This is a genomic window from Vibrio sp. Isolate23, assembly GCF_022398095.1.
Lineage (GTDB): Bacteria > Pseudomonadota > Gammaproteobacteria > Enterobacterales > Vibrionaceae > Vibrio > Vibrio coralliilyticus_A.
Genome location: NZ_JAKEUV010000003.1, coordinates 438,873 through 455,109 on the forward strand (window position 1 = coordinate 438,873; position 16,237 = coordinate 455,109).

The 16,237-nt window shown below is 42.0% G+C and carries 14 protein-coding genes; 12 read left to right on the forward strand and 2 right to left on the reverse strand.

Annotated features, from left to right (window positions below; genetic code table 11):
* Positions 1 to 59 precede the first annotated feature (59 nt).
* Positions 60 to 2,225, reverse strand: a complete 2,166-nt coding sequence (locus L1D31_RS11755) for a S9 family peptidase (protein WP_239837309.1) — start codon at positions 2,223 to 2,225, stop codon at positions 60 to 62.
* Between the two features lie 568 nt (positions 2,226 to 2,793).
* Here L1D31_RS11755 and L1D31_RS11760 point away from each other — a divergent pair.
* The 12 genes from L1D31_RS11760 (at position 2,794) to L1D31_RS11815 (ending at position 15,601) form a co-directional block, all read left to right on the forward strand.
* The gene (locus tag L1D31_RS11760; RefSeq protein ID WP_239837310.1) at positions 2,794 to 4,752 is read left to right on the forward strand and encodes a chitin-binding protein; all 1,959 of its coding nucleotides are present in this window, start codon (positions 2,794 to 2,796) and stop codon (positions 4,750 to 4,752) included.
* Between the two features lie 588 nt (positions 4,753 to 5,340).
* Entirely contained in the window at positions 5,341 to 6,696 is a 1,356-nt protein-coding gene (locus tag L1D31_RS11765; protein WP_239837311.1) for a diguanylate cyclase, read from the forward strand.
* A complete protein-coding gene (locus L1D31_RS11770; protein ID WP_239837312.1) occupies positions 6,686 to 8,002 on the forward strand; it encodes a glycosyltransferase in 1,317 nt (438 codons plus the stop codon). Before L1D31_RS11765 ends, L1D31_RS11770 begins: the two co-directional genes overlap by 11 nt.
* A 1-nt stretch (position 8,003) precedes the next feature.
* On the forward strand, positions 8,004 to 9,041 hold the full coding sequence (locus L1D31_RS11775; protein WP_239837313.1) for an HlyD family secretion protein: 1,038 nt from the start codon (positions 8,004 to 8,006) through the stop codon (positions 9,039 to 9,041).
* A 358-nt stretch (positions 9,042 to 9,399) separates the two neighbouring features.
* The gene (locus L1D31_RS11780; RefSeq protein ID WP_239837314.1) at positions 9,400 to 10,926 is read left to right on the forward strand and encodes a PAAR-like domain-containing protein; all 1,527 of its coding nucleotides are present in this window, start codon (positions 9,400 to 9,402) and stop codon (positions 10,924 to 10,926) included.
* Positions 10,923 to 11,810 (forward strand): AHH domain-containing protein, encoded by an 888-nt coding sequence (locus tag L1D31_RS11785; protein WP_239837315.1) that lies wholly within the window; start codon positions 10,923 to 10,925, stop codon positions 11,808 to 11,810. Before L1D31_RS11780 ends, L1D31_RS11785 begins: the two co-directional genes overlap by 4 nt.
* Positions 11,807 to 12,415 carry a DUF1629 domain-containing protein gene (locus L1D31_RS11790; protein WP_239837316.1) on the forward strand — a complete coding sequence of 203 codons (609 nt, stop codon included), beginning with the start codon at positions 11,807 to 11,809 and terminating at the stop codon, positions 12,413 to 12,415. The genes L1D31_RS11785 and L1D31_RS11790 overlap by 4 nt, the downstream gene beginning before the upstream one ends.
* A gap of 2 nt (positions 12,416 to 12,417) precedes the next feature.
* On the forward strand, positions 12,418 to 12,909 hold the full coding sequence (locus L1D31_RS11795) for a hypothetical protein (protein WP_239837317.1): 492 nt from the start codon (positions 12,418 to 12,420) through the stop codon (positions 12,907 to 12,909).
* A 73-nt stretch (positions 12,910 to 12,982) separates the two neighbouring features.
* A complete protein-coding gene (locus tag L1D31_RS11800) occupies positions 12,983 to 13,540 on the forward strand; it encodes a DUF1629 domain-containing protein (protein WP_239837318.1) in 558 nt (185 codons plus the stop codon).
* Positions 13,537 to 13,893 (forward strand): hypothetical protein, encoded by a 357-nt coding sequence (locus tag L1D31_RS11805; RefSeq protein WP_239837319.1) that lies wholly within the window; start codon positions 13,537 to 13,539, stop codon positions 13,891 to 13,893. Before L1D31_RS11800 ends, L1D31_RS11805 begins: the two co-directional genes overlap by 4 nt.
* A 233-nt stretch (positions 13,894 to 14,126) precedes the next feature.
* Complete coding sequence (locus tag L1D31_RS11810) at positions 14,127 to 15,062, forward strand: CorA family divalent cation transporter (RefSeq protein ID WP_239837320.1); 936 nt, start codon at positions 14,127 to 14,129, stop codon at positions 15,060 to 15,062.
* Entirely contained in the window at positions 15,062 to 15,601 is a 540-nt protein-coding gene (locus L1D31_RS11815) for a mechanosensitive ion channel family protein (RefSeq protein ID WP_239837321.1), read from the forward strand. Before L1D31_RS11810 ends, L1D31_RS11815 begins: the two co-directional genes overlap by 1 nt.
* Here the strand turns inward: L1D31_RS11815 and L1D31_RS11820 are convergent, their stop codons facing one another.
* Positions 15,602 to 15,997, reverse strand: coding sequence for a DUF2391 family protein (locus L1D31_RS11820; protein ID WP_239837322.1), 396 nt, complete (start codon positions 15,995 to 15,997; stop codon positions 15,602 to 15,604).
* Between the last annotated feature and the right edge of the window lie 240 nt (positions 15,998 to 16,237).

A 16,237-nucleotide genomic window follows, 5' to 3' on the forward strand; every position in this document is an offset into this window, starting at 1 on the left:
TTTGTTGCGCCGATAAAAATGCCCGCTCAAGGCGGGCATATCGACGATTTGGTTAAATTTCACTCTTCGTTGAGCAAATCTAAGAAAAAGGCGTATTCAAGTGCGTCTTCTCGTAAACGCTTAAAGCGACCAGATGCGCCACCATGCCCCGCCTCCATGTCTGTTTTAAACAGCAGCACATGATCGTCCGTTTTCAGTTCTCGCAATTTCGCCACCCATTTCATAGGCTCAAAATACTGAACTTGAGAATCATGCAGGCCTGTTGTCACTAACATGTTCGGGTAGCTCTGCGCTTTGACGTTGTCGTACGGCGAGTAGCTCAGCATGTAATCGTAGTATGGCTTGTCATTCGGGTTACCCCATTCGTCGTATTCATTGGTTGTCAGGGGAATAGATTCATCCAGCATGGTGGTTACCACGTCCACAAACGGGACATGCGCACCAATGCCTCGATACAGCTCAGGTGCTTGATTTATGACGGCTCCCATTAATAGGCCACCCGCTGATCCACCGACCGCAAACACTTTGTCTTTGGCACCATAACCAGCTTCCGTTAAGCCTTTGGTAACATCGATAAAGTCATTGAAAGTATTCTGTTTGGTCAGTTTTTTACCATCTTCATACCAAGGTCTTCCCAGCATTTCAGATCCACGGATATGCGCTATCACATAGACAAATCCGCGATCTAGGAGACTCAAGCGCGCTGAACCAAAAGTAGGATCGATCGTGTGACCATATGAACCATAACCGTATTGGTAGATAGGATTCGTGCCGTCTTTTTTGAACTTATCCTTACGATAAACCAACGAAACCGGCACTTTTTGCCCATCTCGAGCGGTGATCATAATACGTTCAGATTGGTAGTTGTCAGCATCAAAATCACCAAGTACTGGCGTTTGCTTCATGATTTCGGATTCACCTGACTCGAGGTCGAAATCGTAATACGTCCCCGGCGTCGTCAGGCTACTGTAGTAAATACGAACCTTTGAGTTATCGAGCTCTCGGTTGCCAGTCATGTAAGCCGCAAACGCGGTGTCGTTAAAGGCTAATAGAAACTCCTTGCCCGTCGAAAGCTGACGCACCTTAACCGTGGTTAAGCCGTCTTTACGCTGCTCATAAACTAAATGGTCCTCAAACAACGTAAAATCGACCAGTTGAGTTTTATCATCCGCGGCAATCACATCCTGCCATTTCGAACGGTCATGCATCTGATCCTTATGCACTTTCATTAAACGAAAGTTCACAGCCTGATAGTTGGTGTAGATAAAATACCAGTCGTTCAGCTTAGCGATGCTGTACTCAATGCCTTCCTCTCTCGGGTAGAAAGGTTCAGCCTTGGCTTTAGGATCATTGGCGTCAATGACAGACACCCCACTTGTCTCAGTACTTGAGTGGAAGATGTAAACTTGTTCGCCGTCTTTACTCTTGCCTAAAGACATGTAATACGCGCTGTCGTCTTCTTGGTAAATCAGCTCATCACTGCTTTGCGGCGTGCCAAGCACATGACGGTAGACCTGATAGCCCAGCAAGGTTTGAGGATCTTTCTTGATGTAGTAAAAAGCTTGATTGTCATTTTGCCAAGCCACACCGCTCGACGCCCCTTCGACTTCATCGTTGAGGTATTCGCCTGTGGCAAGGTCTTTGACTCTAATCGTGTAAATGCGACGGCTTAGGGTATCTTCACCGTACGCCAGTAAATTCTCATTTGGGCTAACGTATAAGCCACCCGTACTGAAAAATTCGTGCTCTTTCGCCAGCTCATTGACGTCTAAGATAACGGTCTTATCCGTCCCTGAGAAATCTTTGGCGCGCTGGTAGATAGGGTATTCATTATCACCAGACACCTCGTTCGAGTAGAAATAATTCCCTTTTCTCACTGGAACTGAACTGTCATCTTTTGCAATGCGCCCTTTGATCTCTTGGAATAGTTTTTCCTGTAGCGGTTCAGTGTGTTTTAACACCGCATCCGTGTATTGATTTTCTTTTTCTAAATGCGCCAAGATCTCAGGATCTTTTCTCTCATCATCACGCATCCAGTAGTAGTTATCTATGCGGCGATCACCATGATTGTTAAGGACATAAGGTTGCTTTGGGGCCACTGGAGCCGAAACTTGCTGAGCTGCGAGTTCTATTTGGGATGGTTGAGCCACAGTTTGAACTCCTTGAGAACTGCACCCAGCAATAAGCGCCACAGATACAGCTAATGTAGTTAGGGGAAAACGCATCTATCGATCCTTAAAACAGCAGAATCAATGAATCATTACTATCTTAACACTCAGTAAAAATCCACTAATGTTTATACTTAACAGCCAGTTACGCTATCAAACATGCATTCACTGTTCAAATAATATAAACCCATACCATGTCGAAAGTAAGTAATCACTGACAAGGAAAAAGATCGTGAAGATAAGCAACAGACGTATGATTTGGAAGTTTGTCATGACGACTCTAAGACTTCATGGAGTCAAGTGTCGATACAAAAAGCTTAATCTGATACGGCCTTTATACAAACAGAAGAATAAATTGAATCTTGGAGTAACCACAAAGATAAAAATAGCATTATATATCAGATGGTTGAAACAACAAAACCATCAGAACTAGCCTTAATAATCATTTCAAATAATGAACAAATAAAAATTAATAACTATTAATGATCATTCTGAGCCATTTACCTTCTCCTCGCCATATAGTCAAAAAGCAACTGGATGCATAGGGGCAATTTTACCCCCACCAGCAAGGCACGCTGAAGACAAAACTAACAAACGTTGACAACAAGAAGGCGAGTAGAAAGCGATGAAACTAAACAAGTTAGCATTGGGAATGGCATTTTTAACAGGCAGCGCATGGGGAGCGACAGATACTACACACTGCAATCCGCTGACTAGCGACTCATGTGGGTTACCATGGCCAAGTAATCAGGCTTTTACAAAGAAGGATAGTCAGTCTGACACAGGCCTGCGCCTAAACATAAAGAACGCAATCTTTTCTAACAACTTCATTCACGAGTTACCAAAAAGTTTTACCCCTGAAGACATCATCAATGGCAAAAATGGATTCTCCGTCGCAGCGCCAGTGCTGTTCGAATTCCACCAGCCATTTGATCCATCAAGTTTACCAAGTGATGGTGGAGATAGCGTTCAGGTTTTTGATTACAGCCTTGATGAGAGGGTACCGGTTGCACCATTGTCCAGCAAACCTGCAGAGGTTAAAGCCGATGGTAGCCATATAATGTCAGTCTACCCAAGAGCCCGATTTAACTACGGCAATACACATATCGCGGTGGTCACTAATGCATTGAAAAGCGACAACGGCCATGACTTTCGTCCCTCTAACGGTGTCACAGAAGCTTTAAGCCAAGATGGTTCCGAACTCTCCAATTTCTATGAGCCTTACATTCAATACCTCGAAGCTAAGGGGATCACAAGAGAAGAGATTGTATCGCTCACCGTCTTTACAACCGTGACAAAAGAAGAAGCAACCAAGCAATTTGCGCCATTAAAAGAGAAGGTGCTTAAGGCCACATCAAAAGTCGAGTTCGACTGGGATAACTCCAGCTATGTACACGACAGCAATGAAGTGGTTTACTCACTCAAAGGTCGCATGCAGGCCATGGACTTTAGAGACAAACAAACAGGCCGCATCACCAATAAGCCAAGTAATGTGTGGTTAGACTTTACCATTTTATTCCCTAAAGAGTCGCTATCTCATTCAACCCCTGTTGTCATATACGCCCACGGTTTGAATGGCGACCAGTCTGATGCCAAATCCGTTGCAGCACCAGCTCTTGAAGATGGTCATGCAGTGATCGCCATTGACTGGGTATGGCACGGTTCGCGAGCAGAAGGTGATTCTGATCACGTGGGCTCAATCATGACACCGGACAATGCCGCTAGCCTACCAGGTGGTGCCGTTCAGAGTAACCTAGATATGCACACCCTTCTCAACGCCATTAATACCTCACTGCAGGAGTTGGACTTCTTACCTTCTCCTGATGGTGTGCCTGACCTTGATAAAAGTAAGATCACTTTCCTTGGTACATCACTCGGCACCATTTTAGGCCATGGTTTCCTCTCTACGACAGCCGGTCAAGGGCTAAACGGTGGCTTCCTACAAGTACCGGGGGCGAACTTTGGCCGTATTCTAACTAATTCCGTCACCTACACATCAGATTCTGTATCATGGCAAGGCATTGTTCCAAAGTCTGCAACCGGATCCGAAGCGTCGCTATTCTGGTCAATGATGCAAACTGAGTTTGAGATAGGTGAAGGAGTCAGTTACCTAGACGAAAAAGTCACTCCTATTGGCATGCTATATGGCCTGAAAGACAGTTTTGTCCCTCCCTATACTGGAGAAGCTATCGCGGAATTGGCTAACCTACCACTGATCGAAGAGGTGCTTGAACCACGAGATTTTCTTGAAACTGCGCCAGACTATCGCTCCGGTAATGGCGCTCTGCAGCTGAATGGCGATCACTTAGTGTTCATTACTAAACCCGAAGCGACTGAGACTTATAAACACTGGTTATTATCTGTGACAAATACCGATCCACTGCCTCGTTATGATTATGTTTTTCCTAAAAGCTTAGAAAGCTATCAAGCTGGTACTCAGGTGCTTCAAGAAAAGGATGGCAACATATACCAATGCCTAAATGGTCAAGCCAGCGGTTACTGCAAGCAGTGGTCTGAATCTTCCAATCAATATGAACCGGGTGTCGGACTGTATTGGGAGATGGCGTGGAAACTAGTTCCTTAGTTCAAGCTGAACATTAAACAAGGCTGGAGGATCCCCCCTCCAGCTTTTCTTTTGAAAACATGTGACTGCTTGTCGTGTACCTGACATTGAATAAATGTACTCAACAAACCTCATAATTAAATGCACTTTTAAGCTTTAATTCAATAAATGCGGATATAGGCATATGATCAATGCAATCTGACACAACAAGTTTCATCAAAACAAAAGCAATTACAAAACAATAACTTAAAAACTTATTGAATTAAATTATGTTATAAAGATTTATATAAATACCTAAAAAATTATGACTCATAATTAAAACTCGAAGACTCTCAGAAATGAGACAGCCACCTATTGTTTAATCAGCCTCAACTTAATTTTGGGCCAAGGTGAGAAAAAGTTCGTTAGGGATAAACACTGTGGTAGTTAGACGAGAAATAACTTGGCTCTGACTCCCTTCTATACACAAGGGAAAGGCCTGTAATTTACGTTGTTTGTGTATCTATTGCACGACGATTGTTTAACTAAAAACTTGCGACGGTACGCCCTCGATTCGTCTCCGATATCTAGTGGCTCTACTGTCAGAATTGTGACCTAATGAGACTAACCATGCCCACTCCCATTAAAAACTTTTACTGGCTCAGTGATACTCCACCTTCTAGCCATCTTACTGACAAAGTGATTTATGTTCGCTCGGTTCAGGAACTGCCTGAAGTTTTTGGCGGTGCGGCTTGTATTGCCTTTTCAAATCAAGACACTCAAAAGGAAACTCTCAAAGCATTCTATCAGCAAAAGTTGAGATGGAGTTGGTGCCTTTTTAGCACAGAAGAAAACACGCTAACAACTTGCTTAACCGACGGTTTGTTTGACGAAAATACAGCGTTCGATCTATGGCACAATACGCAAAAAAAGCTATCAACGGCATCAGATATTCAGGCTCTTGACCCTATTATTGGTTGGCTAGGAGTCAATCGTGAACGCCGAATTACTTCACTCAAAAATGTCAGCGAACCGACTATATATCAGTACCCACTTATCGAATTTTTATATCCAGAGCTAGATTCCGCATACCGCTATGCTTTGTCTGAGCAGAGCCGTAATATCTTAGAAAAAGAGCACCTGATCGATCGAATTCGCCTTTGCTCTCAGTGTAACAGTGGGCACTTAAACTATGTCGACGTGTGTCCAATCTGCCAAAGCATAGACATCGAATCACAAAGCTCGCTGCACTGTTTTACCTGTGGGCATGTCGATGATCAACAAGCCTTTACTCGCAAAGGCAAATTAGCTTGCCCTAAATGCCTTACCCAGCTTCGACATATAGGGGTTGATTATGACCGTCCATTGGAAAACCAGAAGTGCCACACTTGCTCAAATATGTTTGTCGAAGCGTCGACCATCACTCAATGTATGAGCTGCGATTCCAAAGTTCCTGTACATGAACTGATCGAAAGAAAGATCTACCAATATAAACTGGGTGAATCCGGTCAATACATCTACCAACATGGAAAAGCCACCCAAGCTCCTGAACTGTCCATCAAAGGCAAAGTCGAGGCTGGCTATTTTGTTAATTTGATCAGTTGGCTAAATAAAGTCGCGTTAAGGCACAATGAAAACCATTTGATCCTTGCACTTTATCTGCCCTCTATTGACCACTATGGTCAACAACATGGGGATACAAAACTCTTCGCTTTGATCGAGCAAATTACCGCCCGTTTGAGCGGCTTGTTTCGAGATACCGATATCTGCTGTCAGTATAAGCAAGATGTGCTTTTAGTGCTCATGCCAAAAACTCACCACTCTAGCTTGTCAGCTATACAGAATAAGCTTTCCGCTCTGAGCAAACTCATTGAAGAAGACGATTTCGAACTAAATGTGTTTGCCAGAAGCCTACCTGACCACGCATTTAACGGGGATCCTGAGTCTTGGTTAGAAGCTTTACTGAGAGAAATCTATGCTGTCTGATAGCCTGACGTTATTTGATTATTTCAGGGGAATGCTCTTACACAACCAAGAGCTGTGGTTTTTGCTTTTTCCTCTGATGATCATCATTGAGCTCCCGCTTTATCTGCTAGTTCTCACTGGCATTTTTCGTTGGGCTTACCGTGCGCAAGTAAAGGAACCGCAACACTTTCCTGCCATTAGCTTTGTCATCACATGCTACGGAGAAGGGGAAGCCATCGGTATTACGATTGATACGCTCGTTGAGCAAATATACCCGGGTTCTATTGAGATCCTTGCCGTGGTTGATGGCGCAGTACAAAACCAAGCCACATATCAAGCCGCTGTTGAAGGCGTCAAACGCCATGCCCAAGTGAAGAATAGAAAAGTGCGTGTTATTCCCAAATGGCAGCGAGGAGGAAGAGTTTCTACCTTGAATGCGGGATTATCTATTGCCTCCGGTGACATAGTGATCAATGTTGACGGCGATACCTCTTTTGATAACGATATGGCCTGCAAAATGATGACATCATTTTCTTCAGCAGATGTCATTGCCAGTGGTGGTGCTTTACGAGTGAGGAATCACAGCCAGAATATCCTGACTAAAATGCAGTCTCTGGAGTACATGCTTTCAATGCAAGCGGGGAAAACCGGCATGGCTAATTGGGGTGTCCTCAACAATATTTCAGGTGCCTTTGGCGCGTTCAGAAAGAGTATTCTCAAACAGGTTGGCGGGTGGGATACTCATACTGCGGAAGACTTAGATTTAACCATGCGCCTCAAGCAGTATCAACGCAGATACCCTACAAACAAGCTTGCTTTCGCCACACATGCTATTGGTCATACTGATGTGCCAGATACCTTAAAAGGTCTGATACTACAAAGGCTTCGCTGGGATGGTGACTTACTGTTTCTTTTCCTTCGTAAGCACAAAGATGGCCTATCTCCTGCTCTATTGGGGTGGGGAAACTTCATTTCTATCATGGTATATGGGGTGATTCAAAACGTCCTCCTGCCGCTTTTGGTCGCTTTCTTCACTTTGTTTATTTTTTACAGCTACCCCACCCCCTTCGTTTTAGCACTTACGCTCATGTTGTATTGTGTTTATCTTTTCTTATCACTTGTCATTTTTATTGTGTATATCGGCTTAGTGTCTGAACGAAAGAGACAAGATCTCAAAACGATAAAATGGCTCCCACTCTACCCTATTTATCAATTTCTGATGCGATTAATTACTGCGTTTGCGGTGGTGAATGAAGTCGTCAGAAGAAGTCATGAAGAATCAAGCATGGCACCTTGGTGGGTACTAAAGAAAGGTAAGAGATTTTAATATGAAAGTGAATTTTCATTTAGATAAAAAGAATAACCCACAATCTGAGGGTGGTGTTAAAGTTGTCTATGGTCAGGCAAAGCGTGGCGGTTATCGCCTACGTTGGTACCTGATTCTAGCAATCGTCATTAGCCCATTAATAGCGATGGCTTACTACCTGTTTAAAACACAAGTATTGGTCACGGCACCAGCCATCATTACCTCACATCCAGTGACAATTAACGCCACTCACCCTGGTATTGTCGGCCCGATACCATCTGATGTAGGAAAAACAGTGTCCCACGAGCAAGCCTTGTTACTACTGAGTGATCCTGCTTTAGATCAAGAGCTTAACTTCATTAAGAGTGAGCTTTTAAAACTACCGACTGGTCAAGATTTCAACATTGAAGCCTTATATGCTGAGGCAATCAACCACACAAAGCGTAACCTTGATAAAGTTCAGGAAATCCAGCAAAACTACGATACGTACCGTTCACAAGGCCAAGTGTCTGAGGTCGACTATGCCTCAATGGTCAACATCACTAACGCTCTTAACACTCAATTAAGCAGTCAAAAAATTGCTTACGCTGAGTCAAAACGTGCCGACACTGAAACCAAACTGGCAGGCCCCATCGCCACCGAATACCGCTCTCTGATGAAAGCGTTTATCGTCAAGCGTTCAACTCAAGAAAGCTTAACCATTAAGGCCCCATTTGCAGGAAGGGTTATTGACATTCATGTCCTTGAAGGAGAGCGCGTTTTCGAAAACACGCCTCTTATTACGATCGCAAAAAATGCAACGCCCGAGATCACCGCATTTCTCGATCCAAAATATTTGCGCTTCAGTACCATTGGCACTCGTGCCAAAGTGAAATATCCAGATGGAGAAACCTACACAGCGACAGTATCAAGCCAAGTTGAAGTTGTGAACAAGTTACCGCAAGAGCTACAAAGCCCTTTTGAAGGACAACCAGCCTACCTAAAAGTCAATTTGAGCTTCGATCAGCCTATCTCTGAAGAACGTTGGATTGAAGGTGTGAGTGTAGAGGTATCCTTTTAGAAAACAGGCTTGAGATTTTTCCCCTCAAGCCTTGAATATTCACATTGCGCTCTTGCTTAGCAAACCCCTGATCATCCTGTTAGCACAGCACTTCTATTGATTAGTAACAAGTGACTTCACTACAGAAATACATCGACGTTATTAACAAGAATAAACCAACCGGATACCATCAAAATATCGTTCACGCAAAAAAACCAACAACATAATTTCATCCATTTTGTGAGACATACAGCCAAGAACCATCGATTTGGTGAATTCGAAGTGCGGAAAATTCACTATAACTATGAATTTAGTGAGATTGATGTGCGCTTTATTTTATATCATTGATCAATATTTGTTTAATGACTCAAGGTGCATCATGGGTGTAACAGTTTGTGCAAATGGACTCAGCGTAGTTCATAAGGGATCCGGCGGTGAAGCCAATGCCACATTGCCCGACGTTTGTCTGACCACAGTCGGTAATGCCGTTGTACCTATCCCATATGGTAATAATGCAAAATCCGCTGATCTAGCAGATGGAACAACCACCATATCCATGGATGGCGGCAATAGTATTGCGATTAAAGGCAGTAAGTTCGCAGCAAGTACCGGCGATGCGGGGGGCGATAAGAAAGGTGTCGCGTCAGGCACTATAGAAGCTGAAGCCGAGTTCATCTCAGCCTCTCCAACCGTTTCAATGGAAGGTAAAGGTGTTTGTCGTTTGTCAGACCAAATGACAATGAACAAAGCCAACACTATGTGTCTTGGCGGAGCCCAAAATCCTTCTGTCACTGTCACAGAGGAAGCTGAAGGGACTTATACTGTTGATCTATTCCTTTCTTATTCAGATGGTGACCCTGTTCAAGGTGCGACCTACAAGCTGACCGATCAAAAAGGCAGCGTTTTTGAAGGCACACTGGATGACAAAGGTAAAGCATCGGTAGGAGGTGTCGCACCAGGGGAATTTGTTATCGAATATGGGGAAGACTCTCGTGATTTTACACCTAATATTCCGACAAAAACCAACCCCAACTTTAATCCAAATGCTAATGCACAACTGCTTATAGAGAAAACAAAAAAAGGTGAAGTGGGCTTTTGGGAAAATGCTTGGAAGCGTATGTCCGGTGCAGCTAGCTGGATATGGGGAGTTATCCTTGGGGACTTCAATGATGACGCCTCAGTAGAACAAATTATCGTCAATACAGCATTAACTATGATTCCAGTCGTTGACCAAGCAGCAGATGTACGAGATCTGTCCGCTAACGTCATGACACTACTTGATGAAGCTGAACGTGATAAGCCAGAAAACTGGCTAGCACTCTCACTTACTCTTATCGGTTGTATCCCAACCTTCGGCAGCGCGGTTAAAGGTACCTGTAAAGTAGCCCTCAAAGGTGGTAAAGGGACATCTAAAGACACATTACTTGCGGTACTACGAGGCCTTGGAAAAGGAGACCCAGAAAAATTCCTCAGAACTCTGGACTGGATGGACTACGCAAAACAAGCAAGCAATATTATCTCTGATGTCCTAAAACCATGTATCGAAGTAGCAACAGAGCTAGCCTCTTACGCGAATAGAATGAGAGCGGATGAGCTTGGTGCGTATTTCTTAAAGCTAGCCGACGAAGTTAAAGTGATTGATAAAATGGTGCCAGATAAGCTGAAAGAAGCAATGGGCGAATTTGATCAACTTTTTGCACGAATCTTAGGTAAGAGTGAAAGAACTTATCCAGCAAAAGTGAAGCATGATACTGGTAAGTCTTCTCAGTCAGGGAAAAGCCAAGATAAAGCAAACGAAGAAAAAGACAAAGATAGCCCTAGATGTAAAATCTGCAAAAGGCCTGCAGGAAAAGGGGAAAGGCAATGTTCTGATGCGCTTAGAAGCAAAGGGAAAGCTAAATCATGACGAGTACAAACGAAAGCAACAAATGTTCAGTTAAAGAGTTCGAAGGTGACGTATTCCGCCAGTCAGACTCATATAAGCTAGCGAGCGCTGAACTTCGTTCTTCACACCCTCTAAACTTAAAATCCGGTACACTTGATGCTCATCATATTATTAGCGATATGGTTGTAGGCAGTCTAGCAAGTTTTCGAACTTTACAAATGCAAAGGAAAGGTTGGTCCATGAATCATGGGAGTAACCTAGTTTTACTTTCCTCAGATGAAGAAATATGTTGCTATTATGAGACCCCACAGCATTCTTCAGGCCATACTGACCCTGATATAGAGGGCTCTTTTTACAGTTCAAAAGCTAAAATGTCTGCTGAGTCAGCTAAAGTAAAAGATAAGAGCCTAAAGAAATCGATTGATTCAACTACTGGGTATCATAAAGTCGTTGCAATTAAGCTTGCTTTAACACTGAAAAAACTAGATTGTGACACAGACTTTAAAGTCTATGTGAAGGAAGTTGATAATGTATCTGAAAAGATCTTAGACTATATATCCAATTTTAAACTTTTGCTAAAGTCAGACGGTGTTAGATTCAAGAAAAACAACACAGGTTGTGGCATGTGTACATCAAGAGATAGCCATTATAGCTCAAAAGAGTTTGTATTTTATAATAGAAAATTAGATACAAAAGAGACACAGGATTATAAAGAAAAAAATAATGGCTCTATAGTAGAAAATACTACTTACGAAAAGAATGACAAAGAGTATTTTGCCTCTTCAAATAAAAATTCTGTTTATGAAAATATTTATAAAGAAGTAAAAAATAAATCTGAAGTTAAAATTATTATTTTTGACTCATTACAAGGCCGTCTCAGAAACGTTAAGGAGCTAAGTAAATGATAAAAACTGAAATGCTAGCGACATTTAGTGAAAACTTACTGTCAAATGACATTATAGCTAAGCCAGATGATGCAAGAGAATACCTTTATTCAAGTAATTCATACATTCCCGTATCAGCCCTAAGCCCAATTATTTGGCTAGCAGGTGACAATGATCTAGATGAAATCCCCGATATTATTGACAAGGGGGACAGAATGGTATCCGAGTTGATAATGAAAGCTATCATGTCTTGGGATCCCTATGGGATAATCTTTATGCCTGCAGCGCTAAAATCTGAAGATAAAAAACATTCAAATAGGTATATTATGGCCATAAATAATATAATCGATGTAATGAATGAGGAGGAAAGTCGTACTTACATGAAAGATAACTCTGATTATGGTCTTCCTCCGGAACTAATTGTTAGAGAACTTTTTATTTGTGAGGGCAAATACAATTTAATTCCTGAACACAAGAAACATATATTCAGAGTAAAAGGATCTGATGATACTATTTTCTTTTCTGCAGAATTAGTTAATCATGTATGGGATATTGCAGAGCAAAATGGTGCTATAGGCCTTGTGCAGGAACCATTTGATTTTGATGAAGAAGCACCGGTGTTTTAAAAATGCATAAAGAATATCAAATACTATCTACTCAAAACTTTAAGAACTTTCCGTTCAAAGAAACTCCAGCTCCTATAGTTCCAGTAGAGCCCGATTTGCTGTTGGAGATGACCTTTTCACCAAAGCTATTTATTATTAGCGATATTGCCTCAAAAGTAGAGCAGCTCGTGCAGCATGGCGTTGAATGGTTAGATGCTCGTGTTGACTGTTCTCCAAGCCAACCTTCAGATGATCAAATAAAGGTTTATGAAGACTATCGAATGCCTTATATCCATCAAACTTATAGACTGACGGACAAAGAAAAACAATATGGTAAACTGAACTGGCTAGACGTTAATTCGACAGATTTTGACTTCTCTAGACTTGAACATATCCCTCTAGAGGAACGTTTGATATTTAAACTCGAAGAAGATTTTGGGTTAATTTTCATCCACCAAAGTGTGATCGATTTGCTTAAGAAACATGTCAAAGACGTTTGGGTTAGAGATGTTTGATTAAAAAGCACCTTATGGTGCTTTTATAATTTTAAAACCTAAACATTATCACATTAGCTAAAAATTTTTTAAATTGAACTATTATTTATTATTTGAAAAATTCGAGGATGGCGAAGGTAGTTTCTCTGTCCGAGAACCATGGAACTTAGTTTTAGATTATGCCGATCCTAAAATTAAGCTTTTGAAGAAAAAAGGGAGCTACCAAGTCGATGATTGTTATGACGAGCGAGGAATGTCTGACTGTTTAAAAATTGGACTAGGCAAACTTGCTAGTACCAAAATACAACAAGTTTTTTTTGACAACGGATTTACGGGTATACAATTTGTCCCTATCGAAGTTCACAATAATGAGCTTTATCAAAACTACGCTTTTATGAATGTGACTGCTCACTATGATCTACTCGACCCTATAGCTTCCGAGGCAGAAGATTTTAGCGATACAATTGGCGGATATACTGATGTTTATGAGGAAATTATAGATGAAGATAAATTTCATACATCAAATATCGAATATGACTGCTTCACTTTAACAACTTACAAAGATCCTTACTATGTGAGCGAAAAAGTTAAAAATGCATTAGAAGCAGCTGGCGTCACTGGAATTGAATTCATACCAATGGAGTTTGCATGATCGAACAAAAGTTTCAGCAATCCGGCTTATTAGAAGAGACAGAGGTAAATCCTTTGTTCCCTATAATGGCTGATTTAGTTTTAGTGTTTTTTCCATCTCCAGGTGTGTTTGTAAGGAATACGCTCAATATACCTGAAGAATTTAAAACAGAAGCAACAGTATATTATGAAGCTGACGCGGAGCCTTTTGAAGAAATGTACGTTTTCTTGCCTGCGGTTTTACAAAGTCAATACGATGCAGGAAAAAATCAATCTGGTATCGTCTATAGCAAAGATGGACTAAAGTTCGAGCCGGCATTAATTCAAGCCCTAGCTGATCAAGTGACAGGGCCTATAGAGCATCGTTCTGGTTAGTCTCACTTGCAGTTTCAACAAGGTGCACCTAAATAAGTGCACCTCTCTCATTTGTAAGCTTAAAAAGCGTTAAGCTTTACGAAATATTCTGGCCAGGTAAATGTGTGAAAGCCTTCTTCCCTTCTGCTTTTCAATCTTCTTAGTCAAGAACAGAGTTGACAGCAACCCCTAAATCCATTAAATGAAAAACAAGCGTCTACCATAGGGGTAATTCGCAACTAAGGAGGATCACTATGAGTGATTTCTTGATTTCAGGCTGGCGTTTTTCTCAAGGGAAATCTGAGCCATTAGCAACTCTCACAGATAGCGTATTGCCTGATCACTGGTACCATTGCCAACGAGATGCAGCTAGTCTACGCGAATGGCTGCAAACTCAAGATCTTCCAGAGCCTTTAATTGATTCTTTGCTAGCAGACGATACTCGCCCTAGATTTGAATCATACGGTAAAGATTGTTTTCTGTTTATTTTACGCGGGATCAATCTAAATGCAGGTGCCGAACCTGACGATATGTTGAGTATAAGAATTCTCTGGTATCGAGGTGCTTTGATCTCAACAAGGAAACTTCCATCTAAAGCTGTTACAACGTTAATTGAGGCTCTTCAGCAAGGAGCTGGGCCTTGTGATATCTCGGAGCTTTTAGTGTCGATGATAAACCGCATCAGTGACGCCATCGCTGCCTTCCTACATCCTATAGAGGAGCAACTGATCAGGTTTGATACCCCTGACGTTAAAGATCTGGATGAGCTGAACGCGCTGTACTCTCGCCTTCTACGTCTACGTCGCTATCTAAAGCCTCAACGATATGCTCTTGATGACTTACTCCAGGCCAACGTTCCCTCACTACAACAGCAAGAACATCATTTAAAAAACGCTCTCGATACTGTAGCTCGTTTAAACGAATCCATAGATTTTTACCTAGAGCAGATTAATCAAGCTCTGAGCCATATTCATCAGGTTCAGACCCAGATCATGAACAGAAATACATATTTATTTTCCGTCATTGCCGGTATCTTTCTGCCTGCTGGTTTCTTCACTGGACTACTGGGGGTCAATGTTGGAGGGATCCCGGGGACAGATAACCCAATCGCATTTACGATACTTTGTGCGTGTATACTGATCGTTGTAGTTGCAGAAGTAATACTATTAAGAAAAATGAGGTTTCTTTAATGACAACATGGCTCCATACTCAGCCAATATTGCAACAGCTTATCTTGGGCGCTTTGTTAATATTGGTTTATATCAGTTTACGCCGTATCGGTAAGCGGGCTCTAATCACCGTCGCAGAGAAAAAACAGGTGACCTTGGCACGGACACAATTTGTGGTCAAAGTGTTCCACGTGTCAACATTCTGCTTATTTGCAGCCATGTTCATTCTACTTCTTGGCATTGGTTACGGCGATATTTCACTATTTCTTTCCTCAATCTTCGCCGTCTTAGGCGTGGCTTTAGTCGCTCAATGGTCAATTCTTAGCAACATATCGGCTAGCGTATTGATTTTTTTCGTCTTCCCTTATCGTATTGGCGATCAAGTTAAAGTCTGTGAAAAAGATGAAGACATCAGTGGGGTCATAATAGATATCACCATGTTTCATGTTTTATTACGGCATGAAAATGGCAACATCATCACCTACCCCAATACGTTGCTGTTGCAGAAGGGAGTCATCAAAATTGTAGGCAAAGCAGAGCCTCTACCGCCTTCAAAATAGTTATTCTTTATCAAAACTATCAACAATAATAGCTCCCATAGAAGCGGGCATAGTGATGACAACCACCCGTTTGAAAGCCACCATAGGTTCTTCCCAGAAAGGCAGCTTATCTAAGCAATAAAGGACTAAAGCGACAACGCACGCTGCCATAAGGTAAGCGGTGATGATTCGAAACACAAACACCATTTTTCGCTTCGAGATAGTGCGTTGAAAAACACTTTCATAGGTATATAAGGCAAGAAAGATCACAGAGAGACCGAACAATAGCCATAGCTTGGCACCAGGGAGCGTTTCTCCTAAACGCCAAGCTTCTTCAGAAAAAGCGACGGGGACAGCGAGAGCAAAGGCACCCACAAATATCTGGCTGGCATCTTGAGCATTAAAACTCAACTTCATATCAAAGGAACCTTACTAAACAAATCCACTATACTCAACATCATAGCGCTCCATCGCACCGATACCAACCTACACTTTTTAGCTCACGCCCCTTGCCTGAGCCATCCAAACAGCACAACCCAATCAAGTGATGTGTCATAACAAGCAAAGAATCATACTTAATTCTGCTCAGTGTCACTGTTAAAAAATGAAAAAAACGCTTTACCTAAACTTAACTTGAGGTTTTAAGCTGTATCTCGT

Coding starts and splice junctions, on each gene's coding strand:
- L1D31_RS11805 (WP_239837319.1), top strand. CDS start 13,537: ATGATCGAACAAAAGTTTCAGCAATCCGGCTTATTAGAAGAGACAGAG.
- L1D31_RS11760 (WP_239837310.1), top strand. CDS start 2,794: ATGAAACTAAACAAGTTAGCATTGGGAATGGCATTTTTAACAGGCAGC.
- L1D31_RS11795 (WP_239837317.1), top strand. CDS start 12,418: ATGCATAAAGAATATCAAATACTATCTACTCAAAACTTTAAGAACTTT.
- L1D31_RS11755 (WP_239837309.1), bottom strand. CDS start 2,225: ATGCGTTTTCCCCTAACTACATTAGCTGTATCTGTGGCGCTTATTGCT.
- L1D31_RS11780 (WP_239837314.1), top strand. CDS start 9,400: ATGGGTGTAACAGTTTGTGCAAATGGACTCAGCGTAGTTCATAAGGGA.
- L1D31_RS11775 (WP_239837313.1), top strand. CDS start 8,004: ATGAAAGTGAATTTTCATTTAGATAAAAAGAATAACCCACAATCTGAG.
- L1D31_RS11815 (WP_239837321.1), top strand. CDS start 15,062: ATGACAACATGGCTCCATACTCAGCCAATATTGCAACAGCTTATCTTG.
- L1D31_RS11790 (WP_239837316.1), top strand. CDS start 11,807: ATGATAAAAACTGAAATGCTAGCGACATTTAGTGAAAACTTACTGTCA.
- L1D31_RS11810 (WP_239837320.1), top strand. CDS start 14,127: ATGAGTGATTTCTTGATTTCAGGCTGGCGTTTTTCTCAAGGGAAATCT.
- L1D31_RS11765 (WP_239837311.1), top strand. CDS start 5,341: ATGCCCACTCCCATTAAAAACTTTTACTGGCTCAGTGATACTCCACCT.
- L1D31_RS11770 (WP_239837312.1), top strand. CDS start 6,686: ATGCTGTCTGATAGCCTGACGTTATTTGATTATTTCAGGGGAATGCTC.
- L1D31_RS11785 (WP_239837315.1), top strand. CDS start 10,923: ATGACGAGTACAAACGAAAGCAACAAATGTTCAGTTAAAGAGTTCGAA.
- L1D31_RS11820 (WP_239837322.1), bottom strand. CDS start 15,997: ATGAAGTTGAGTTTTAATGCTCAAGATGCCAGCCAGATATTTGTGGGT.